Annotated in this window: 22 protein-coding genes and 1 pseudogene; 8 read left to right on the plus strand and 15 right to left on the minus strand. The window is 71.3% G+C overall.

All coding sequences use genetic code 11. The features are described 5' to 3' along the window. On the plus strand, positions 1-473 hold a 473-nt coding region (locus J1M41_RS10820), incomplete at its 5' end, for a GNAT family N-acetyltransferase (protein ID WP_206451744.1). A 52-nt stretch (positions 474-525) separates the two neighbouring features. Here the strand turns inward: J1M41_RS10820 and J1M41_RS12130 are convergent. The 9 genes and pseudogenes from J1M41_RS12130 to J1M41_RS10865 all read right to left on the minus strand — a co-directional run bounded on the left by J1M41_RS12130 (position 526) and on the right by J1M41_RS10865 (position 6,253). Continuing rightward, a complete protein-coding gene (locus J1M41_RS12130; RefSeq protein WP_241247952.1) occupies positions 526-1,077 on the minus strand; it encodes a hypothetical protein in 552 nt (183 codons plus the stop codon). Beyond that, the gene (locus J1M41_RS10830; RefSeq protein WP_206451745.1) at positions 1,074-1,646 is read right to left on the minus strand and encodes a DUF2812 domain-containing protein; all 573 of its coding nucleotides are present in this window, start codon (positions 1,644-1,646) and stop codon (positions 1,074-1,076) included. The genes J1M41_RS12130 and J1M41_RS10830 overlap by 4 nt, the downstream gene beginning before the upstream one ends. A 61-nt stretch (positions 1,647-1,707) precedes the next feature. Then, on the minus strand, positions 1,708-1,887 hold the full coding sequence (locus J1M41_RS10835; protein ID WP_206451746.1) for a hypothetical protein: 180 nt from the start codon (positions 1,885-1,887) through the stop codon (positions 1,708-1,710). 121 nt (positions 1,888-2,008) lie between these two features. Then, positions 2,009-2,170, minus strand: a complete 162-nt coding sequence (locus J1M41_RS10840; RefSeq protein WP_153239435.1) for a hypothetical protein — start codon at positions 2,168-2,170, stop codon at positions 2,009-2,011. Between the two features lie 286 nt (positions 2,171-2,456). Continuing rightward, a pseudogene (locus J1M41_RS12270) lies at positions 2,457-2,591 on the minus strand (GNAT family N-acetyltransferase); the annotation flags it as partial. An 80-nt stretch (positions 2,592-2,671) separates the two neighbouring features. After that, positions 2,672-3,085 carry a VOC family protein gene (locus J1M41_RS10850; protein WP_036314920.1) on the minus strand — a complete coding sequence of 138 codons (414 nt, stop codon included), beginning with the start codon at positions 3,083-3,085 and terminating at the stop codon, positions 2,672-2,674. Between the two features lie 45 nt (positions 3,086-3,130). Then, complete coding sequence (locus tag J1M41_RS10855) at positions 3,131-3,313, minus strand: hypothetical protein (protein WP_020626556.1); 183 nt, start codon at positions 3,311-3,313, stop codon at positions 3,131-3,133. 308 nt (positions 3,314-3,621) lie between these two features. Beyond that, positions 3,622-5,121 (minus strand): aldehyde dehydrogenase family protein, encoded by a 1,500-nt coding sequence (locus J1M41_RS10860; protein WP_036314923.1) that lies wholly within the window; start codon positions 5,119-5,121, stop codon positions 3,622-3,624. A 37-nt stretch (positions 5,122-5,158) separates the two neighbouring features. Continuing rightward, a complete protein-coding gene (locus tag J1M41_RS10865; RefSeq protein WP_020626558.1) occupies positions 5,159-6,253 on the minus strand; it encodes an alcohol dehydrogenase catalytic domain-containing protein in 1,095 nt (364 codons plus the stop codon). 559 nt (positions 6,254-6,812) lie between these two features. Here J1M41_RS10865 and J1M41_RS10870 point away from each other — a divergent pair. From J1M41_RS10870 to J1M41_RS10885, 4 genes are all read left to right on the plus strand, one after another. Next, complete coding sequence (locus J1M41_RS10870) at positions 6,813-7,859, plus strand: putative oxygenase MesX (RefSeq protein WP_044659267.1); 1,047 nt, start codon at positions 6,813-6,815, stop codon at positions 7,857-7,859. After that, positions 7,856-8,887 carry a methionine synthase gene (locus J1M41_RS10875; RefSeq protein ID WP_036314939.1) on the plus strand — a complete coding sequence of 344 codons (1,032 nt, stop codon included), beginning with the start codon at positions 7,856-7,858 and terminating at the stop codon, positions 8,885-8,887. The genes J1M41_RS10870 and J1M41_RS10875 overlap by 4 nt, the downstream gene beginning before the upstream one ends. A 198-nt stretch (positions 8,888-9,085) precedes the next feature. Then, positions 9,086-9,427 (plus strand): luciferase family protein, encoded by a 342-nt coding sequence (locus J1M41_RS10880; RefSeq protein WP_036314941.1) that lies wholly within the window; start codon positions 9,086-9,088, stop codon positions 9,425-9,427. Between the two features lie 75 nt (positions 9,428-9,502). Then, a complete protein-coding gene (locus J1M41_RS10885) occupies positions 9,503-10,015 on the plus strand; it encodes a helix-turn-helix domain-containing protein (protein WP_044659266.1) in 513 nt (170 codons plus the stop codon). A 37-nt stretch (positions 10,016-10,052) separates the two neighbouring features. Here J1M41_RS10885 and lysE read toward each other — a convergent pair whose 3' ends face one another. Next, positions 10,053-10,667 carry an L-lysine exporter gene (gene lysE, locus J1M41_RS10890; protein WP_036314948.1) on the minus strand — a complete coding sequence of 205 codons (615 nt, stop codon included), beginning with the start codon at positions 10,665-10,667 and terminating at the stop codon, positions 10,053-10,055. A 71-nt stretch (positions 10,668-10,738) separates the two neighbouring features. Here lysE and J1M41_RS10895 point away from each other — a divergent pair, with 71 nt between their 5' ends. Further along, entirely contained in the window at positions 10,739-11,359 is a 621-nt protein-coding gene (locus J1M41_RS10895) for a LysR family transcriptional regulator (RefSeq protein WP_041103377.1), read from the plus strand. A gap of 24 nt (positions 11,360-11,383) precedes the next feature. On the opposite strand, the gene J1M41_RS10900 is transcribed toward J1M41_RS10895, so the two are convergent. From J1M41_RS10900 to J1M41_RS10910, 3 genes are all read right to left on the minus strand, one after another. Then, on the minus strand, positions 11,384-12,454 hold the full coding sequence (locus tag J1M41_RS10900; protein WP_206451747.1) for a GNAT family N-acetyltransferase: 1,071 nt from the start codon (positions 12,452-12,454) through the stop codon (positions 11,384-11,386). Between the two features lie 415 nt (positions 12,455-12,869). Continuing rightward, on the minus strand, positions 12,870-13,367 hold the full coding sequence (locus tag J1M41_RS12330; RefSeq protein ID WP_141844178.1) for a GNAT family N-acetyltransferase: 498 nt from the start codon (positions 13,365-13,367) through the stop codon (positions 12,870-12,872). Positions 13,368-13,580: 213 nt separating this feature from the next. Continuing rightward, on the minus strand, positions 13,581-14,003 hold the full coding sequence (locus J1M41_RS10910) for an HIT family protein (RefSeq protein WP_141844180.1): 423 nt from the start codon (positions 14,001-14,003) through the stop codon (positions 13,581-13,583). A gap of 765 nt (positions 14,004-14,768) precedes the next feature. Between J1M41_RS10910 and J1M41_RS10915 the strand changes: the two genes are divergently transcribed. Further along, complete coding sequence (locus J1M41_RS10915; protein WP_206451748.1) at positions 14,769-15,611, plus strand: manganese catalase family protein; 843 nt, start codon at positions 14,769-14,771, stop codon at positions 15,609-15,611. Between the two features lie 818 nt (positions 15,612-16,429). Beyond that, positions 16,430-16,897 (plus strand): helix-turn-helix domain-containing protein, encoded by a 468-nt coding sequence (locus J1M41_RS10920; RefSeq protein WP_170721099.1) that lies wholly within the window; start codon positions 16,430-16,432, stop codon positions 16,895-16,897. Between the two features lie 121 nt (positions 16,898-17,018). Here J1M41_RS10920 and J1M41_RS10925 read toward each other — a convergent pair whose 3' ends face one another. Next, positions 17,019-18,341: an MFS transporter gene (locus J1M41_RS10925; protein WP_260855986.1), complete on the minus strand. Its 1,323-nt coding sequence runs from the start codon at positions 18,339-18,341 to the stop codon at positions 17,019-17,021. Continuing rightward, on the minus strand, positions 18,338-19,066 hold the full coding sequence (locus tag J1M41_RS10930; RefSeq protein ID WP_044659273.1) for a class I SAM-dependent methyltransferase: 729 nt from the start codon (positions 19,064-19,066) through the stop codon (positions 18,338-18,340). Before J1M41_RS10930 ends, J1M41_RS10925 begins: the two co-directional genes overlap by 4 nt. Positions 19,067-19,224: the final 158 nt, after the last annotated feature.

Genomic DNA, 19,224 nt, shown 5'->3' on the forward strand with positions numbered 1-19,224 from the left:
GCCCCGCCCCTGCCGTCCATGCCGCGGGCTTCGACGAGCTCGACCGGACGACGGCCTACCGCCTCTGGCAGCTGCGGTCGCTGGTGTTCGTCGTCGAGCAGGACTGCCCCTACCTGGACCTGGACGGCCGCGACCTCGAGCCGGCCACCGTCCACCTGTGGGTCGAGGACGAGGCGGGCACGCCCGTCGCCACGCTGCGGCTGCTGGACGACGGCGACGTCGCCCGCATCGGTCGCGTCGTCACCCACCCCGACGCGCGGGGCCGGGCCCTGGCCGGGGCGCTGCTGGACGAGGCGGTCGCCCGGATCGGCGGGCGGCCGAGCGTGCTGGACGCCCAGGCCCACCTGGCGCACTGGTACGCCCGCTGGGGCTACGCGCCGGACGGGCCGGAGTTCCTCGAGGACGGCATCCCGCACGTGCCGATGCGGCGGGCGGGGGCGGGTGCGACGGACGGGCGTCGCGCGCACACCTGAGAATCGACTGCGGAAGTGACCCTTCTGGGGGTGTCAGCGGGCGTCAGAGGGGTCACTTCTGCAGTCGATTCCGGACGTCGCCGCCCGACGTCGCCTGGGTCACCGTCGCCTGCAGCTCCGCGGCGGTCTCTGGATCCGGGGTCACCACAGTGAACCGCTGTCCGTCGTGGGTGGTGAGGACCAGCCCGGCGGGGCCGCCGAGGTCCAGCCGCACGCCGCGGCGGGAGCGGGCCCGCCCCGTCACTGGCCAGTTGATGTAGGCGCCGCCCGGCCCGACGTCGTCCTGGACCTCCACCGTGGCCAGTGAGTCCAGGGGCAGCTCGCGGGAGTACAGCGGGGCCCGGAGGCGGAGTACGCCGGCGGCGGGGTCCGCCGCGAGCTCGATGCGGGCGCGTAGGAACGCCACCTGGCTCAGCCACACGACCAGCCCGAGGCTCACCGCGGCGATCACGAGGATGCCCGCCGACCGTAGGGCCGGATCCAGCACGAGCAAGAGGACCAAGGGGAGCGCCGTGACGAACACCAACGCCCACCCCAGCACCGCGTAGCCGGGCGGCGGCTCGACGACGGCGGTGCGCGTCGCCTCGGCCGGCGCGGTGGTCATCGGCGCCGGTCCGGGTCCGACGGGGGCTTCAGCCCGAACCGGACGATGTGGAACGCCAGACCCAGCAGCAAGAGCCCCCAGCCGATGAGTCCTCGCCATTCGAGGTCCGTGAAGGAGAGGACGTAGAGGCCCGCGACGGTGGCGAGCACCGCCGCAAGAGGCCAGTCGGCGGCCGCCATCGCCAGCACCACCAGGAGCGCGGCGGCGATCGTCACTGCGGTGTACCGCAGGAACAGGGCGCGATTGCCGAGCGCCTCCTCGAGTCGTGACTCCGTGCCGGTGTGGACGGGGGTGGTACCGGGGGCGGCATTGAAGAGGCGGATGTGGCCGTAGGTGAGCGCGGGCGTCCAGCCGGCGGCCCGGAAGAGGTCGAAGTGGTGGTCGTCGGGGTCGGTCTCGTAGGACATGTCGAAGACGACGTCCTCGGGCTCGGCATCCTCGAAGCGCCAGCCGTGGGCGGCCAGGGAGAACCCGGTCAGCCGCTGGCCGCGGCGGGCCGTGTCTTCGAACCTCGCGAGGTCCTTCTCCGGGGTGAAGGCCGGCCCACTGCTCATGCGTGTGGTGCTCATGTCTTCTCCATGATCTGGTCGGCCATCGCCAGGATTCCGCGCCGGCGCTCGATGTCGCTCATCAGGACGCCGCGTCCCCGGGGGTGAGGCGATGGACGCGTCGGGCGTCGTCGCCGTCGAACTCCTCGATGAACCCGGCATCCCTGAGCTTCTTCAACGTGGTGTGGAGATGCGGATCATCGGGGTCCCGCCACTCCCCGAGAATCATTGAGGGATATACCTCTGAGTGACACTCAGTCATCGACTGCCGGCGGGTGCAAGGGGATGGGGCATCGGATGCCGACCTTGACGCCCCCCCGGGCGCGACGACGCCCCGGATGCGCGCGGCACCCGGGGCGTCGTCGGTGGGACGAGGTGGTCGGTCAGTGGCCGTAGCCGCCCTCGTCGTTCTCCTCGGTCTCCTTCTCGGACTGCTCGGCCTTGGCCGCGAGGCCGTCGACCTCGGCGGGCGCCTGCTGCGCGGCCTGGTCCTGGTCGCCGGGGGCGTCGGAGTTCTTCGTCTCGGGGATCTGCTGATCAGCCATGGGTGCCCTCCTCAGGCGTGGTGGGAGGGGCGCCGGGTGAGCGCCCCCTGTCCGACGGCGCCCGGGGTGGGGTGGGCCGACGTCGTCGCAAGTCAACCAAGGGTCAGGCCGACACGGCCACCCCTGGTCCTCCTGCCGGAGGCCCCCGGGTCAGTCCTTGCCGGGCAGCAGGTCGCGGGCGGTCTCGGCGGCGCGCTGGAGCAGGGAGTCGTCCCCGCCGCCGGCCCAGGAGGGGTCGTGGGGCATCGGGCCCATCGGATCGGCCGCGTCCGGGTCGGGTCCACCGCTGCACCTCGTTGCGCGACTTGGCCCGCGGGTAGTAGCGCATGACCTCCGCGTCTCCGCGGAGCCTGCACATGTCGTCGAGGTCAGCGTCGGTCATGCACCGGAACGTGAGTCGATCGGTGGGTTGCGGGATCACCCGACGACCTTACCGACGGCACTGAACCGGCTTCTTTGTCTTCGACATGTGCGTGAAACCACCCCCGCGGTCTGCCGCGCTCACCCCACGAAGACGCAGAAGGGGTGGCCGGCCGGGTCCGCGAACACGTACAGGGGCTCGTCCTCGTCGTCGGAGCGGTCCTGGACGAGGCGCCCGCCCAGGCGCAGGGCGTGGTCGTGGGCCGCGTCGAGGGAATCGCGGTCCGGCACGGTGAAATCCAGGTGCAGCTGCATCGGCACCTCGGGTGACGGCCACGTGCTGGGCTTCAGTTCGTCGGTGCGCTGGAATGTCAGGACGCGGCGGCCGTCGTCGTCCAGCAGCACGAGCCAGTCCGCGCTGTCCGGCTCGCGACCGTCCGCGAGCTCGTCGCCCGCGCGGTAGTGGAGGCCGAGGAGCTCGCGGTAGAACTCCGCGACGGAACGGATGTCGACGGCGTCGATCACCGGCTGCTGGAGCACGGGGCGAGTGACCATGGCCACACACTAAGCGACCTCGGTGTCCGCGTCAGCGTCTCGGCCTCAGTCGACGTCGTCGCGCCCCGCATCCACCCACCGCGCGGCCGGCACGACGGCGGCCAGCGAGACCACCGCCAGGACCTGCCACCCCGCGAGCGCCCAGCCGACCCCGAGCGCACCGCCTCGATCAGTGGCTGATCCCTCGCCGCCCATCCGGTGGCGGGGGATCAGCCGTGCGGTGGGCACGAGGCCACGGATGGGACCGAGACTTGCGGCGCTCCCGCTTGCGGTGGCCGTACCGGTGGCTGAGAGGCGAATGCGAAAAGCGTGACCGGCCCGATCTTCGGATCAGACACAGGAAGATCCAGGCGCGGTTGAAGTCAGCGTCGTGGAGCCGGCGTCGTAGCGCCGGATTGCGTCGCTGAAATGCAGGGCCTTGCCCTCAGCCCTGCCGCGACGGGCGGATGCGGCAGGCGCCCCTGTGAATGACCACCGATGTCGGTCAGCCGCCGCAGGATCCCACCCGCGGCGGCTGACCGACTGGCGTTCGTCTGTCAGAGTGCGATGGTCACGGACTTCACCTGGGTGTACAGCTCCAAGCTCTCCGCGCCCAGCTCCCGGCCCCAGCCGGACTGCCGAAAGCCACCGAACGGCAGCTGCGAGTCCAGGGCATGGAAGGTATTGACCCACACCGTGCCGGCCTTGAGCCGTGCGGCCACGCGGTGGGCACGGGAGACGTCCCGGGTCCACAGGGCGGCGGCGAGGCCGTATACCGAATCGTTCGCGGCGCGGATCACTTCGTCCTCGTCGGTGAACTTCACGGAGACGGCCACCGGGCCGAAGATCTCCTCGCGGACAATGGACATCTCCGGGGTGGTCTCCGTGAAGAGGGTGGGCTCCACGTAGAAGCCGGCGTCGCCGTGCCGCTGCCCGCCCGTCAGAGCGACGGCACCGTCCCGCTTGCCCTCCTCAACGAAGCCCATCACCCGGTCCAGCTGCTCCTGGGAGACCAGCGGGGTGATGGCGGCGTCCTCGGTGCCCGGACCGATGCTCATCTGGCGCATCTTCGCGGCGAGGGCCTCGTTGAACCGGTCGTAGACGTCGGCGTGCACGAACACGCGCGTGCCGGACTCGCAGGCCTGACCCGAGTTCAGGGTGAATCCCATGAGCGCCCCGTCCACGGCGGCGTCGATGTTGGCATCCGCGAACACGATGTTGGGGGACTTGCCTCCCAGCTCGAGCGACACCTTCTTCAAGTTTTCGGCCGCCGCCCCCACGATCTTCTTGCCCACCTCGGTGGAGCCGGTGAACGCGACCTTGTCCACGTCAGGGTGGGCGGTGAGCGCAGCACCGGCGTCGCCGTGGCCGGTGACGATGTTGACGACGCCAGCCGGCACGCCTGCCTCCGTCAACAGTTCGCCCAGCATCAGTGCTGTCAGCGGCGTCTGCTCCGCGGGCTTGAGGACCACGGTGTTGCCCGTGGCCAGTGCGGGGGCGATCTTCCAGGCCGCCATCAACAGCGGGAAGTTCCATGGGATGATCTGACCGCACACGCCCACGGGCTCGCGCCGTGTGTAGGAGTGAAACTCGGCCTCGGGCGGGGCCAGCAGCATGGATGGAGCATTGACGGCCCCCTGCAGCTTCGAGGGCCAGCCCGCGTAGTAACGGAAGCAGTCCGCAGCGGCGCGGACGTCAAAGGCGCTGGCGATGCCCACGCCTTTGCCCTGGTCGAGGGACTCCAGGAGCGCGAAGTCCTCGAGGCGTTCGGTGATCAGGTTGGAGATCCGCCACAGCAGGTCCTCGCGTACATTCGGCCGCATCCGCACCCATGAGCCCTCGTCGAAGGCGGCACGGGCCGCGGCGACGGCGGCGTCGATGTCGGCCTGCTCGGCGTGCGCCACCGTGGCGAGCACCTCGCCGGTGGCAGGATCCCGGGTCTCGAAGGTCTTCCCGGACGCCGCGTCGACCCATTCACCGCCGATCAGGAGGCGGTGGGGGCGGTCCAGGAAGGCGCGTACTCGCGCGGTCATAGGGGAGTTCGATGTCTCAGTCATGGTGCGTCCTAGGAGTCGTGAGATGGGGAGTGGGGCATCAGAACGAGGTGATGACGGAACGGATCACCTCGCCGTTGAGGAGCCGCTCGTACCCGGTATTGATCTCATCGAGGGAGATCTCCTGGGAGACCATGTGGTCCAGATCCATACGTCCCTGGACGTACAGGTCGGCGTACAGCGGGATGTCGCGCTGGATGTTGGAGGAGCCCATGGCCACCGCCTGCAGGCGTCGCTGTGCGAACAGCGAATCGAGCGAGGCGCCGAACTGGGCCGTGGTCCCGGGCGGGGCAATGCCGATCAGGTACGCGGTTCCGCCAGGTCCGAGAACGTCCTGGGCGAGTTGCTGGGTCACTGGCAACCCGATGGCCTCGAACGCGTGGTCCACTCCGGTGCCCGTGATCCCGAGGACCGCCTCGACGGCGTCCCCGGAGCCCGAGTTGACCACGTCGGTGGCGCCGAACCGGCGGGCCGCCTCAAGCTTGGAGTCGTCCAGGTCGATCGCGATCACGCGCTTGGCGCCGCATAGACGGGCACCGCTCACGGCATTGAGGCCGATGCCACCGACGCCCACGACGGCCACCGTGTCACCGGGCCGTACGTGGGCCGTGTTGATGGCCGCGCCAGCACCGGTGACGACCGAGCAACCGATGAGCGCGGCCTGCGGGAAGGGGATGTCCTCGTTGACAACGGCTAGCTGGTTCTCATGGACGAGTACCTGCTCGGCGAATCCGCCCACGTTGACGGACTGGGCGACGGGCGTGCCGTCCTGAAGTGTGAGGCGTGGCTTCTCCTCCGGCCCCCGCACCACAGCCTCCTGATTCAGGCACAGGGTGGTCTGGCCCGCGAGACACCGCGCGCAGGCCCCGCAGTAGGCGATCAGACAGGCGACGACGCGGTCGCCCGGCTTCAGGCTTGTCACGCTGGGGCCGACCGCGGCGACGACACCGGAGATCTCATGCCCTCCGGCGGCGGGCAGGGGCAGGCCGAAGTCGTGGTCGATGAGGTGCAGGTCCGAGTGGCACAGGCCGGAGGCCTTCACGTCCACCAAGACCTCCCGCCCCACCGGGTCGTCGATCACCACATCATGGATCTCGAACTTGCCCCCGACCTTCATTGCGAGCGCTGCGCGCATAATCGTTCTCCATTCACTAGGGTCGATTCCTGTCGCCTGAATATGACCTAGATCACATGTGGCAGAGTCAGGCTATGACCGGTGCCGTAGGGGCGGGGTGTGCAGTTCTGCGACACCCGCGGCGGCGGTGGCCCATCCTGACGGCGGGGGTCCTGGTGATGTGCGGACGGGCGGCCTAGGCTTCTCGACCGTGATGTGCATCTCAGAGTGGCCGCACGGGCGGGCATAACCGTCATGGTGTCGAATCGCCTCGAGACGGAATCCGGCTGGCGGCGGTCCCGGTTGCACGGGGTGCGCGCAGACGACACGCTGACCACTGCCACTCTCGACGTGCGGGCACGCGCGGCGGCACTCGACCATGCGGTCGCCACCACCCTGGCCGACGTGGCGCGTGATTTCGCCGGCCTTGACCTCTTCCTCTTTGCCTCCGACCGCAGCGGACGACTGATCCGCCTCGTGGGGCCATGGAAATCGGCGTTGGGGGAGCAGATTCGGCGGCGGGGGCTGGATGTGGGGCCCACCACCGCACCACCCGCGCCCGCACTCCGGAGAGGACCCGATGAGCCACGCCACCCTTGTCCCGAGCACCGTGCCCACCCGCGTGGACGACCTGACGTTCAGCATCCACACCACGCCGTTCGACGAGGACTACACGCCCGCCGCCAGCACGCGCGCCACCACGAACTTCGCGAACCTCGCCCGCGGCGCGGACCGGCGGGAGAACCTGCGCGCCGCCCTGGCCATGATCGACGGGCGCCTCAACGACCTCGCCCCCTGGGACAACCCGGAGCGGGACCGCTACACGGCACGGATCGAGATCGTCTCGATCGACGTGCACTTCACCGCCGACGACGGCGCAGACGTCGACTTCCCGCTCATGGAGATGCTCGACGTGCGGGTGGTCGAGCGCGCGACGGGCGCCGTGCTCGGCCGCAGTGTGGGGAACAACTTCTCCTCCTACGTCCGCGACCACGACTTCTCCGTGGTGCTGCCCGCGCACGCGGCGACGTCGCCGGGGACCGAGGAGCCCGACGGCTTCGGCGACCTGCACGGGCGGCTGTTCCGGCACCTGCTCGACTCGCAGGCGTACCGGGATCGGTTCCCGCAGCCGCCCGTGATCTGCATCAGCGTGTCCACGAGCCGCACCTACCGGCGGCTGACGAACGAGCACCCGGTGCTCGGGGTCGAATACCGCCAGGACGAAGCCTCCCGCACGGACCGCTACTTCGGCCGGATGGGCCTGGGGATCCGGTGCTTCCTGCCGCGCGGGGCCGTGGCGCCGCTGGCGTTCTACTCGCGGGGCGACCTGCTCAACGACCACGCGAACCTCTCCCTGGCCGGGCTGATCGCCACCATGGAGACCTTCCAGCGGATCTACCGGCCGGAGATCTACAACGCGAACGCCGGGGCCGGCGAGGTGTACCGGCCGCGCCTGGACCACGGCGACTTCTCGCAGACCCGGATCGCCTACGACCGCGAGGAGCGGGCCCGCCTCGGCCGGGAGCAGGGGGAGTACACGCAGGAGCACTTCGTGGGCCCGCACCGCGACCTGCTGGAGCGCTGGGCCGCCGCCCACGCCGCACGAGACAACGAGGAGACCCGATGACCACCCTGATCCCCACCGCCCTCGTCGGCAGCCTGCCGAAGCCCGGCTGGCTCGCCGAGGAGGAGACGCTCTGGTCGCCCTGGAAGCTCGAGGGGGAGCAGCTGCGCGAGGGCAAGCTCGACGCGCTCGCCCTCGCCGTGGCCGATCAGGAGCGTGCGGGCATCGACATCGTCTGCGACGGCGAGCAGACCCGCCAGCACTTCGTCACCACGTTCATCGAGCACCTCGGCGGCGTGGACTTCGACCGGCGTGAGACGGTGCGGATCCGCGACCGGTACGACGCGAGCGTGCCGACCGTCGTCGGGGAGGTGGGCCGACCGGCGCCGGTGTTCGTGGACGACGCGAAGGCCCTGCGCGCGCGGACGGACCGGCCCATCAAGTGGACCCTGCCCGGGCCGATGACCATGATCGACACCCTCGCCGACCGCCACTACGGCAGCCGCGAGAAGCTCGCGTGGGAGTTCGCGCGCATCCTCAACGAGGAGGCGCGGGAGCTGGCGGCGGTGGGCGTCGACGTCGTGCAGTTCGACGAGCCCGCGTTCAACGTGTTCTTCGACGACGTCCGCGACTGGGGCGTGGCGACGCTCGAGCGTGCGGCCGAGGGCCTGACGTGTGAGACGGCCGTGCACATCTGCTACGGCTACGGGATCAAGGCGAACAACGACTGGAAGGCCACGCTCGGGGAGGAGTGGCGCCAGTACGAGACGTCGTTCCCCCTGCTGCGCGAGTCCACGATCGACACGATCGCCCTGGAGCGGCACCACTCCCGGGTGCCGGCGGAGCTCATCGGCCTGCTGCGCGGCAAGAAGGTGATGGTCGGCGCGATCGACGTGGCGAGCGACGAGATCGAGACGCCCGAGGAGGTCGCGGCGACCCTCCGGGAGACCCTCGAGTTCGTGGACGCGGACAAGCTGATCGCGAGCACCAACTGCGGCATGGCGCCGCTGGCTCGCTCGGTGGCGCGGGACAAGACGGCGGCGCTCGTGGCCGGCGCGCGGATCCTCCGGGAGGAGCTGGGCGGGGAGTGAGGGGGGCCTGATGGCCTTGCCTGGCCGGCGGGGCCCCGCGTCAGGATCGTCTGCATGGATCCTGATGCGAGCCCCCGTGTCCGGCTCACCGCTGACGATCCCCGGCCGGGCAGTCGTCCCGCGACGTCGACCGAGGGGCCCCACCGACAGCTTGATCAGCGATCATCGCCGGAGCTGTGGGGCCGTCTGGTCGCTGCGGTGTTCGCCCTCGACGGCGTCGAGGAGGGCCACAGCACCGTCTCGCCAGCAACGTCGCGCGCCCTCCACCTGACAGGCCGGCCGGAGGAGCGCACCCCGGAGGTCAACCTCTCACCAGGCCGGCGCTGGGAGCCGGTGCACCTGCATGGGGTGGACGACACGTCAGTGCACCTCGTCCTGGCGCCCGAGCGCGGCGTCCGTCTGGCCGAGCTCGGATGGCTCGAACCGCATGGCTACGCGGACTTCGGCACGGAGTGGATGCTCTACGGTCCGCGGGACGAGGCAGAGCTGGCCGTCGTCGTCGGGATCATCGAGGAGTCGCTCGCCTACGCGCGCGGCTGACACAGTGTCCCGGGGCGGGGAAGCGGAGGCGGGAGGGGTCTGCGAATTTTTCGTTTTCGCGGGTAGTCTTGTTCCATGACTGCGACGGTGAATGACAAGCACACGGTGCTGCCGCCGACGGACCTCGAGGAGATGCTCGACGTCGGCAGGTTCCTCGACGGCCTGACGCAGCCGGCCGCCCTGGTCGGCCCTGATGGGCAGAAGGTCCCCCTGCCGCCAGAGGCTTTCAACGTCCTGCGGGACGTCGTCGAGGCGATGCGGGTGGGCAAGGCGATCACGGTGGCGCCCGTCGACCAGCTGCTCACGACGCAGGAGGCGGCGAACTTCCTCGGCATCAGTCGTCCCACGCTGGTGAGGCTGCTCGAGGAGGGCGCGTTGCCGTACGAGAGGACGACCGGTGGTCGGCACCGACGCATCCGGCTCCAAGACGTCGTGTCCTATCAGCGGCGAAAGCGTGGGGAGCGGCGCGCCTCGCTGAGCGACCTCGTCGGGGAGGCCTCGTCTGCGGGGCTCTACGACCAGAAGGCGGAGTCCTACCGCGAGGCGTTGCGTCAGGCTCGCGCCGACCTCCGGGGTGAGCGCGGGTAGTGGCTCGTGCCGGAGGCGCGCTCCGGCGTCTACCGACTCATCCCCACACGCCGGAACCGGCGATGAGCCGGACCGCGAGCACCGCCATGACCACCGCGATCACCACGTCCACCACGCGCCACGCCTTCGGGTCGGCGAGCACCCGGGCCAGCAGGCGCGCGCCGTAGCCGAGCGCGGTGAACCACAGGACCGAGGCGGCGACGGCGCCGGCGGCGAAGACCCACCGCGCGTCGGGACCGTGCTGGTTGGCGAGGCTGCCCAGCAGCACCACGGTGTCCAGGTAGACGTGCGGGTTGAGCCAGGTCAGCGCGAGCGTGGTGGCGATGACCGAACCCGCGGTGCGCGGCGCCTGCTCGGCCACGAGCCCCTGCGGGCGCAGCGCGGCACGCAGGGAGGAGACCGCGAACCAGAGCAGGTACAGGGCACCGCCCCAGCGCAGCACCTCGAGCAGCCACGGCACGGCCTGCACGAGCGCACCCACCCCGGCGGTCCCGGCCAGGATCAGCACGGCGTCCGAGGCCATGCACACCAGCACGACGGCGCCCACATGCTCCCGGCGCACGCCCTGGCGGAGCACGAAGGCGTTCTGGGCGCCGATGGCGACGATGAGGGCGAGTCCGGTGAGCAGGCCGGTGCCGGCGAGGGTCCACATGGGTGAGGACGCTAGGGCCCGGCCGGGCCTGAGCCAAACGAAGAGAACTGCAGGTGCCTAAGCTCTGCTTCATGAACCTTGATCAGCTGCAGGCGCTGCGTGCGATCGCGGACGAGGGCTCGTTCGAGGCGGCCGCGTACGAGCTCGGCGTCAGCGCCTCGGCGGTCAGCCAGCGCATCCGCGCCCTGGAGCGGGAGGTGGGCCAGGTGCTGCTCCGGCGCGGCGAGGTGCTGGCCGCCGTCACCACGGAGCCGCAGCCGGTGCAGGGGTGCGCGGCGGAGCCGCTGGGGAGCATGCGCTACGTCCCGCTCGCCTCGCCCGCCCTGCTCGCCCGGCACGCGGCGGGCGACGTCGTCGACCTCGGCGCGATGCCCATGATGCGCTACAACGCGAAGGACGACCTGCAGCGCCTCGCGCTGAGCGGCGCCGGGCTGGACGTCGCCCCGCCCACGCACCTGGCGCCGTCGTTCGACGGGTTCCACCGGTCCGTCCGGGCCGGCCTGGGGTGGGGGATGCTCGTGGACGCCCAGGCCGTCGAGGACGTGCGCGCCGGCCGGCTGGTCCGCGTGCCCGGGCTCGACGACGTCCTCGTGCCCCTGTACTGGCAGGCGGCCACACTGCCCGTGACGCGCCTGGTGCGGCTCACGCGGGCGGTGCGGGAGGCGGCCCAGCGGACGCTCGAGCGGGGGTGAGGCGGCGCCGCGGGTCGCGGGCCGTCAGCGACGTCGCAGCGGTGCCGGCGCTTCCATGGACGCCTCGGCCAGCACGGGCCGGAAGCCCAGCGCCTCGTTGACGTCGAGCATGTGCCGGTTCTCCTCGGCGTTCCACGTGATGATCGCGCGGGCCCCGGGCAGCGCGTCGCGCACGGCGATGAGGTTCGCCGCCTTCACGCGCATGCCGAGGCGGTGGCCGCGGTGCTCGGGCAGCACGATGGTGTCCCACTGGTCGATGAGCCCGTCCGGGCGCGAGCGGGGCGCCACCAGCTCGCTCAGGGCGACGATCCGGCCGGTGGCACGGTGCCGCGCCACCGCGCGGAAGAGCCGCCCGGTCGTCAGGATCTGCTCGTCCATGCGACGCACGCGGGCTGCATCCCAGACCTGCTCCACCACGGTGCGTTCCCCGGAGGGCACGTCCGTGGCCATGCGGGCCTTGAGGACGGCGAGGTCGTCCTGCAGGGACGCGTCGGCCGCGCCCTCCCAGGCGTGGAGCTCGTAGTCCGACGAGACGCGTTCGGCCTCGGCCAGGGCGACGGCGGGGTCGATCCCCGGATCGGCGAAGTCATACCGGCTCACCCGCTCGATCTGGGCGAGCGCGAAGCCGTAGGACTGGGCGAGACGCACACCCGGATGCTCGGCGGGCACCGCGCCGGCGCCGTTGGGCGGGGTGAGCGCCCGTTGCCCGGCCACCGGCGGCGGCGTCAGCGGCCAGGTCTCGAAACGGGTGAGGCCGGCGGTGTCCAGGACGAGCCGCTCGGCCAGTGCCCGGCCGTGGCCGCGTCCGCGGTGCCGCGGGTGGACGTAGACGTTGAGGGCGGCCGCGTCAGGGTCGTCGACGTGGTTGATCAGGACACGGGCGTAGCCGACCGCCTCGCCGTCGACGTACGCCAGGTAGCGGCGCAGCGTGTGGTCGGTCTCGGCGGCGGCCTGGATGAGCGCGTCCGTGGGGGTCTCGTCCCACTCGGTCGTGCCGATCAGCTCGTGGTTGTACTCGTCTCCGAGGCGGCAGTAGGCCCGCCAGTGGGGGTCGTCCGACGAGGCGGGCAGGGGAAATTCGATGATGTCAGGCATGCGGTGACTGCTTTCTGCAGAAAGGGGTGGGCGCAGAGGCACCCGTCGAGCCGTGCTCGAGACGGGCGCGCGGGGAGGGCCGGTGGTGGGTCGTCGGACCCACGGGGTCACTTCTGCTGCATCATGGGGTGAACTATGTCACGACGCGGATCGGTGGGCAAGGGCCTTTGCTGTCGAGATGCAGGCAAAGTTCCCCACGACGCGCGGGGAACTCTTCGCATATCGGGCGGGATCCGGCCGGGGTGACACTGGGTGTCCAGGTGGGCGCCCCCGCGGGTCCCGGGGATCGCCCGAAACGTACGGGCGGCTGCCGCTCTGGCGGGTTGGTTGTGGCGGGCCGTGCGGCGGGGGGCAGGGCCGGAGGTGGCGCACACGGCGCATGGCAGGGCCCCTCGTCACTAACGACCGAATCTGCCTAATCGACGGGCTGGAATCCAAGTTTCTGGTAGATCCCCATGGCCGCCTCGGAGGTGCCCTCGCCGAAGCGCAGACTCAGGGCGGGGTCGCCGGCGGCGGAGCAGACGTCGACGGCGTGCTGCACCAGGGCGCGCCCGACCCCCTTCCCGCGCGCGGCGGGATCGGTGAAGAGGTCAATGATGAACGGCCCCGCGAGGTCCGCGTCCCAGATCGAGTGGGTGACCACCATGATCGCCCCGGCCAGGCGGCCGTCCACCCACGCCGAGGCGCTCGCGTCGGCGCGCAGCTCCCCGTAGTCGCCGCGGAAGGTCGCCTCCATCTCCTCCCGCGCTTCGGCCAGGTCGGAGGCGGCGACGCCCGGTGGGTAGGCGGCGAGGTAGCACCGGGCCAGGTCATCGGCCGTCCCCGCGTCCAGTCCTCGGAGCTCGAGGCTTCCAGGGGCGTGGTCAGCGGAGTGGGTCGGCGGCAGGTGAAGGGTCAGCAGGTCAGTAGACACAGGGGTTCCTCTCGTGATGGCTGGCTACTCACAGTGATCGCCGTCACAGAGTGAACATGGTCAGAACGATAACAGCGCACACCTGCTCTCGGAATGAGTCGAGCCGGTCGGAACATGAGTGACCTATGCATGTCCAAGCAATGCACGCGCTGGCAGTTCGTTTCGGTGGCGGGGATTGGGCCAGCCACAAACAACCGATATTGCCGGATCGTCCTAGATGCTCCGCGTGCGCATCTCGGTGCGTAACGCTGTCGCCGTGGATTCCAGGTCCTTTGGATTTGGCGACGGAGGCAGGTGGATCGCCACATCGTCGTCGCGGTGGCGGGGGATCACGTGCAGGTGGACATGGGGGATGTCTTGCTCGGCTTCCGAGCCGTCAGATAGATGCAGGTTTACCGCCGGTGCGAGGGTTTGTCGAACGACTCTGGACACGCGGGTGGCGAGGGCGAACATCTCTGCGCCTTCCTCGGCGCGAAGACTGGCCAGAGTGGCCACGTGGCGGCGGGGGATGACGAGGCAATGACCGTCCGCGACCGGATGAAGGTCCAGTATGGCGAGGGCGAGAGGGCTCTCGGCGACGACGTTGGCGGGCGGCTGCATCGCGGCGACTTCGCAGAAGGGACAGAGAATCTCCATCCCTCGACGCTAATAGCGCATATGCGCCCGGGCGAGAGGGATGGGGATGAACGGATGGTCAACTGACGCGAACCCCCTCGCGCGAAAAATGACAGATTGCGCGCTCCGCCGGTTGGTGAATGTCCCTCCGTCCAGTTCCCGCACGGTCAACCACCCCGGGCCGTAGTCCTCCTGCGCGGGGTCTTTCTGTCCGTCTGGCCAAACGACGACAAACCAGGGCCACGGCTGGCCGGGATCTCGCAGACCGATCCGGCCGACGACGCAGACGAGGTAGGCCCGTAGCTCACCATTGACGCGAAGTTCGGCAACGCCGTGGTCCCACGACGCCAGCGTGGGGTCGCGGGGCGTGTACTCGTCACAGGGCATGGGATCAGTATGGGGGGCCGCTCAGCCGCAGACGCCGGCCCTTTCGGGCGCAGTCTGGGCGTCCTCGGCCCCACAGCTGGTAGGCCGCAAAGCGCTGGGGAAGGGCGCAGCACTCTCGTGAGGTGTCGAGAGTTGTGGCAAACATTCGGTGGGCCACAAACGACCGTTTGAGCCGCGTGCCTCTGAGAGTCACCTACCCGCCGCATCCGCAGGTGAAGGATGGCGAAAGCGCTCATCCCCCAGAGTGGGGCTGGCGTCCATGGCGCTGATGGGGACCGATGCACTTCTGGCGTGGGTCAGCTCTACGCGGGTCGGTCAGGCCCGCGTAGCGTCGATGCTGTTCGGCGCGGCGGCCCCTCGGGCCTTCACGCATCCGACTTGATCGAGGGGAGTCCTCTCTTGTACATCCACAAGCAGAAGCTTCAGCACGTCTCCAGTCCTGAGAAGCCTGACGCGGTCTACGCCCGCAAGCTGCAGGAGGTGATCGGCGGGCAGTACGGCGAGATCACTGTGGCCATGCAGTACAGCTTCCAGGCCTGGAACGCCCACATTCCGGGCAAGTACCGGGACTTGCTCTTCAGCACGGCGGCCGAGGAGTTCGGTCACGTCGAGATGCTGGCCACCATGGTGGCCCAGCTGCTGGAGAAGGCCCCGGTGGGGATCACCACCGACGCCATCCAGGATGACCCGGCCGTGGCCGCCGTCATCGGGGGCACCGACCTGCAGCAGGCCATCGTCGCCGGCGCCGGCGCCCGGCCCGTGGACAGCATGGGGAATCCGTGGACCGCAGCGTATGTCACGGCCAGCGGCAACCTGTTGGCCGACATGACCGCCAACCTCAACGCGGAGATGCAGGGGCGGACCCAGGTGGCCCGGCTCTATCACATGACCGATGACCCGGGCATCCGGGAGCTGCTCTCCTTCTTGCTGGCCCGGGACACGATGCACCAGAACCAGTGGGCGGCGGCTGTGAAGGAGCTGCAGGAGGACGGCCTGGAGGAGATGCCGGTGCCGAGCAACTTCCCGCAGAAGAAGGAGGCCACGGAGCACTCGTACACGCACTACGAGTTCTCTGACGGTCAGGCCACTGCGGAGGGTTCGTGGGCTGCAGGCCCCACCCCGGACGGCAAGGGCGAGTTCTCCTACTCGTCCGAGCCGCCGGCGGGGGTCCCCATGCCCCCGCCCTATAAGAGACAGGGCCGAGGAGGCGGCGGGGTTCAACGGGATCGGCGCCGCCCTTGAGCTGGGCCGAGGCGTCGCCGTCGACGGGGAGGAGCACTATCTCGACGCGTTCCGGGCCTTCTCCTGCTTCGGGGTGCCCCTCGCGCATCCGGGCGTCGGGCGCGTCCATGGGGCGCTCAGCGTGGTGACGTTCGCCGGGGCGACGCCGACGCTCGTGGAGGGCCTGGCCCGGCACCTCGGACGACAGATTGAGCAGGCGCTAGGCGCGGCCACGTACGCAGACGAGTTGCGGCTTCTGACGGAGTTCCGCCGCCTCACCCGGGGCCGGGGTAGTGCCGTGGTGGGCGTGGGTGAGGAGTCGATCCTCCTGAATGCCGCGGCGGAGCGGTTGGTGCGGTGTCTCGACGGATCGGAGCTGCGCCCTGGCGGTGCGAGCGCGGCGGGGGGAGCTCGACGGTGGCGATGTGGGCGTGGCGGGGGGCTTCAGCGTCGCGGACGTGTCCGAGGCGTCTGGCATGACCCTGATGCGGTTGGAGAGGGCCGCGACGGAAACCACGCCGCGTCCCACGCCGGGGGCGGGGCGCGGGACCTGGGCTCCGGCCGTCGAAGCGGCCCGCGAGGCACGGGGCTCGGTGAGCGTGATCGGGGAGCCCGGCTCCGGCCGCACGGCGGCCGCCCGGAGGATCGCTGGCCCCGACGCCGTCATACTCGAGGTCGGCCGCGCCCAGACCCCCGAGGACACGACCTGGCTACGGGGGCTCGAGGCCCTCGTGCGGCGGCCCGGCCCGCCGGTGGTGGTTGACGACGTCGACGCGCTGGAACCTCGGCTCTTGCCAGGACTGAGACGAGCCCTCCGACAGGGGCGGTGCCGGATTGTCATGACCGCCCAGGTGCAGCCGACGACCGATGTCTCGGCCGTGCTCGCGTTGACGGAGCATCGCGTCCAGCTCTCGCCGCTGCGCCGTCGGCTCGCCGAGTTCCCGGCGTTGCTGGCGGCTATGGCGGCCCAGGTGCACGGCGCCTCGGCGCCGATGTTCTCCCCGGAGGCCGTGCGCGTCCTGGCGCAGCAGCACTGGCCGGGCAACCTGGTCGAGCTGGAGTACGTCGTGGGCCGTGTTGGGCGGAGGGCTGGGGGCGGCCGTGTGACGGTGGCTGAGCTGCCCGCATCACACCGTGGGGAAGGGACTGTCCCCCTCCTGGGCCTCGAACGGGCCGAGCGGGAGGCGATCATCGACGCATTGGAGTCGGCCGGCGGCAATAAGGTGCGGGCCGCCGCCGCGCTCGGGGTGAGCCGGGCGACGCTCTACCGCCGCCTGCGCACCCTGCGCATCACGCAGGAAGGCTGAGCGGGGCCAGCCGGGTGCCGGGCTGGACGCGCGGCGGGGTGGTCCCGCGCCGGGCCGACGTTCTCTACGCGGGTCGTCCTTATTCCGGACGGCCCGCGCAAGGAGCATCGGTCGCGCGGATTCAGCGCTCAGCCGTCCTCGGCCCGAGATGTCGCGCGGCCGGCACGACGGCGGCCAGCGAGACCACCGCCAGGACCTGCCACCCCGCGAGCGCCCAGCCGACCCCGAGCGTCGCCCCGAGCGCACCTCCCGCGAGGGTCGCCAGCGGCACGGAGCCCCGGGTGAGGGTGCGGCGCATCGCGGTGACCCGCCCGAGCGTGCCCTCGGGGCAGGCGCGGGCGGTCACGGCGGCCTGGGTGATGTTCCCGAGCAGGACCATGAACCCCCAGAGGGCCGCGCCGGCCAGCAGCCACGGCCCGGCATGAGCGCGGTCGACGTAGGCCAGCAGGTGCAGCCCCACGGCCACGGCGCAGCCGACCGAGCCGAGGAGGATGCACCGGCGCTCGCCCAGGCGGTCGATGGCCCGGCCCGCCAGGGACGAGGCCGCCAGTGCCCCGACCGCGCCCGCGGTGATCTGGACGCCCAGGAACTCCGGCCCGAGCCGCAGGTCGGTCAGGATCCAGACCGCCTCGACCGGGGCGAAGAGGGCCATGCCCACGTTGGCGGCCACCGACCCCATCGTCAGCAGCCACAGGACCGGGGTGCGCCGCAGGACCGTCCACCCCTCCGCGGCGTCCTTCCCGAACCGGGCCCAGCGGGACAGGACGTCCGCGACGCCGGGGTCCCCGTCGTCGTCCGGAACGTCCGCCGCGGCGGAGGGCCGCAACCGCACCCGGAGCGCGACGATCGCCGCCGCGAAGAGGAACGCCGTCGCGGTGCCGAGCACGGGTCCCGCGCCCAGCGACCCGACGAGGACGCCCGCCGCGGCGGGCACGATCAACACAAGGGCGGCGTCGGCGGACTCGAGCCGCGCCGTCAGGCGGGCGACGGCGGTGGCCGGCACGACGCGCGGCACGAGCGCGGTCTGGGTGGTCTCGGCCAGCACCGTGAGCACGCCCAGCAGGGCCATGACGGCGGCGAGGTGACCGAACGTGAGCGCGTCGAGCGCCCACGCCACGACGAGCGAGCCGAGCACCGCCGCCTTGGCGAGGCCGGTGGCCGCGAGCAGCCGCGGGCTGAGGTGTCGGTCCACCACGATGCCGATGGGCACGCCGAGCAGGAGGAATCCCAACCCGGAGAGCGTCATCAGCACGCCCATGCCGTCGGCGCCCACGCCGAGCAGGAGCACCGCCAGGACATCCAGGGCGACGTCCGTGGCAGACCGGCCACCCGCGTCGAGGGCGTTGGAGGCGACCAGCCACCGCGCCCGTCCTTCCGGCGGCGGGGGCGTCCCAGTGTCAGGGGTGCGGGGGGCAGGCGTCTGGCGACGCGGGTCCGTGCTCACCGCCACACGTGGAGCAGGTAGCCGTAGCTCAGTGACGTTGCTGCGGGGTGCTCGGCGAGCCACGCGTCGGCGACCCCTCGCTCGAACTCCAGCCGCAGGACGGCCTCAAGGTCGGCGCGGGAGTCGAAGGTCCACGAGCTCATGACCTCGCGGGTCTGGGCCCCGACGCCGGCCCACCACTCGCGGGCGTACGTGTCCTGGCCCTGCGCCGGGGCGTTCGTGCTCGCCCGCAGCAGCTCGGCGAACTGGCCGCGCTCGGTGTCGTTGTCGATCACCACGAGCGCGCCGCCGGGCCGCAGCACCCGGGCGACCTCGTCCAGGCCGGGTCGGACGTCCCAGCGCGGGTGCGGGAAGAAGTACGCGAACCGGGCATGCACGACGTCGACGCTCGCCTCCGGCAGCGGGATCTGCTCGGCCGAGCCGTACAGCACGCGCGCCCCGCCGGGGCGGGCGCGGGCGGCCCCCAGCAGGCGCACGTCCGGCTCGACGGCGATCGTCTCGGCCGCGTCGGCGTAGCGGGGCAGCCAGAAGCCGGTGCCCGCACCGAGGTCGAGCAGCGTCCGCCCGGCCCAAGGCGCCGCCTCCTGCAGCGCCGCCCAGAGGGCGCCCTCACGGTCCATGGCCGCGTTCTCTATCTCGTACAGCGCCGGGTCCACGCCCTGGTTGCCCGAGGGACGGAAGTCGGGCAGGCCCGTGGCCGGTCCGCCCGGTGTGCTCTGCGTCATGCCCGGGAGTCTGACACACCCCCCCTCCACGCCGGTCCGTCACACGGGTCTGCCACGGCCCGCCGCGCCCCGGAGAGGCTCCGGCCGGTCCTGGATGGCGCGGTGGCGGCTCATGTGACGCGCGAGCCGGCCGCCCGCTGGACTCGCGGCGGCCCACC

It is taken from the genome of Micrococcus sp. KRD096 (assembly GCF_017168495.1).
Classification (GTDB): domain Bacteria; phylum Actinomycetota; class Actinomycetes; order Actinomycetales; family Micrococcaceae; genus Micrococcus; species Micrococcus luteus.

Coding starts and splice junctions, on each gene's coding strand:
- J1M41_RS10885 (WP_044659266.1), top strand. CDS start 9,503: ATGACTGCGACGGTGAATGACAAGCACACGGTGCTGCCGCCGACGGAC.
- J1M41_RS10900 (WP_206451747.1), bottom strand. CDS start 12,454: ATGCCTGACATCATCGAATTTCCCCTGCCCGCCTCGTCGGACGACCCC.
- J1M41_RS10870 (WP_044659267.1), top strand. CDS start 6,813: ATGAGCCACGCCACCCTTGTCCCGAGCACCGTGCCCACCCGCGTGGAC.
- J1M41_RS10840 (WP_153239435.1), bottom strand. CDS start 2,170: ATGGCTGATCAGCAGATCCCCGAGACGAAGAACTCCGACGCCCCCGGC.
- lysE (WP_036314948.1), bottom strand. CDS start 10,667: ATGTGGACCCTCGCCGGCACCGGCCTGCTCACCGGACTCGCCCTCATC.
- J1M41_RS10835 (WP_206451746.1), bottom strand. CDS start 1,887: ATGACTGAGTGTCACTCAGAGGTATATCCCTCAATGATTCTCGGGGAG.
- J1M41_RS10830 (WP_206451745.1), bottom strand. CDS start 1,646: ATGAGCACCACACGCATGAGCAGTGGGCCGGCCTTCACCCCGGAGAAG.
- J1M41_RS10930 (WP_044659273.1), bottom strand. CDS start 19,066: ATGACGCAGAGCACACCGGGCGGACCGGCCACGGGCCTGCCCGACTTC.
- J1M41_RS10910 (WP_141844180.1), bottom strand. CDS start 14,003: ATGGAGATTCTCTGTCCCTTCTGCGAAGTCGCCGCGATGCAGCCGCCC.
- J1M41_RS10850 (WP_036314920.1), bottom strand. CDS start 3,085: ATGGTCACTCGCCCCGTGCTCCAGCAGCCGGTGATCGACGCCGTCGAC.
- J1M41_RS12130 (WP_241247952.1), bottom strand. CDS start 1,077: ATGACCACCGCGCCGGCCGAGGCGACGCGCACCGCCGTCGTCGAGCCG.
- J1M41_RS10875 (WP_036314939.1), top strand. CDS start 7,856: ATGACCACCCTGATCCCCACCGCCCTCGTCGGCAGCCTGCCGAAGCCC.
- J1M41_RS10865 (WP_020626558.1), bottom strand. CDS start 6,253: ATGCGCGCAGCGCTCGCAATGAAGGTCGGGGGCAAGTTCGAGATCCAT.
- J1M41_RS10860 (WP_036314923.1), bottom strand. CDS start 5,121: ATGACTGAGACATCGAACTCCCCTATGACCGCGCGAGTACGCGCCTTC.
- J1M41_RS10895 (WP_041103377.1), top strand. CDS start 10,739: ATGAACCTTGATCAGCTGCAGGCGCTGCGTGCGATCGCGGACGAGGGC.
- J1M41_RS10920 (WP_170721099.1), top strand. CDS start 16,430: ATGACCGCCCAGGTGCAGCCGACGACCGATGTCTCGGCCGTGCTCGCG.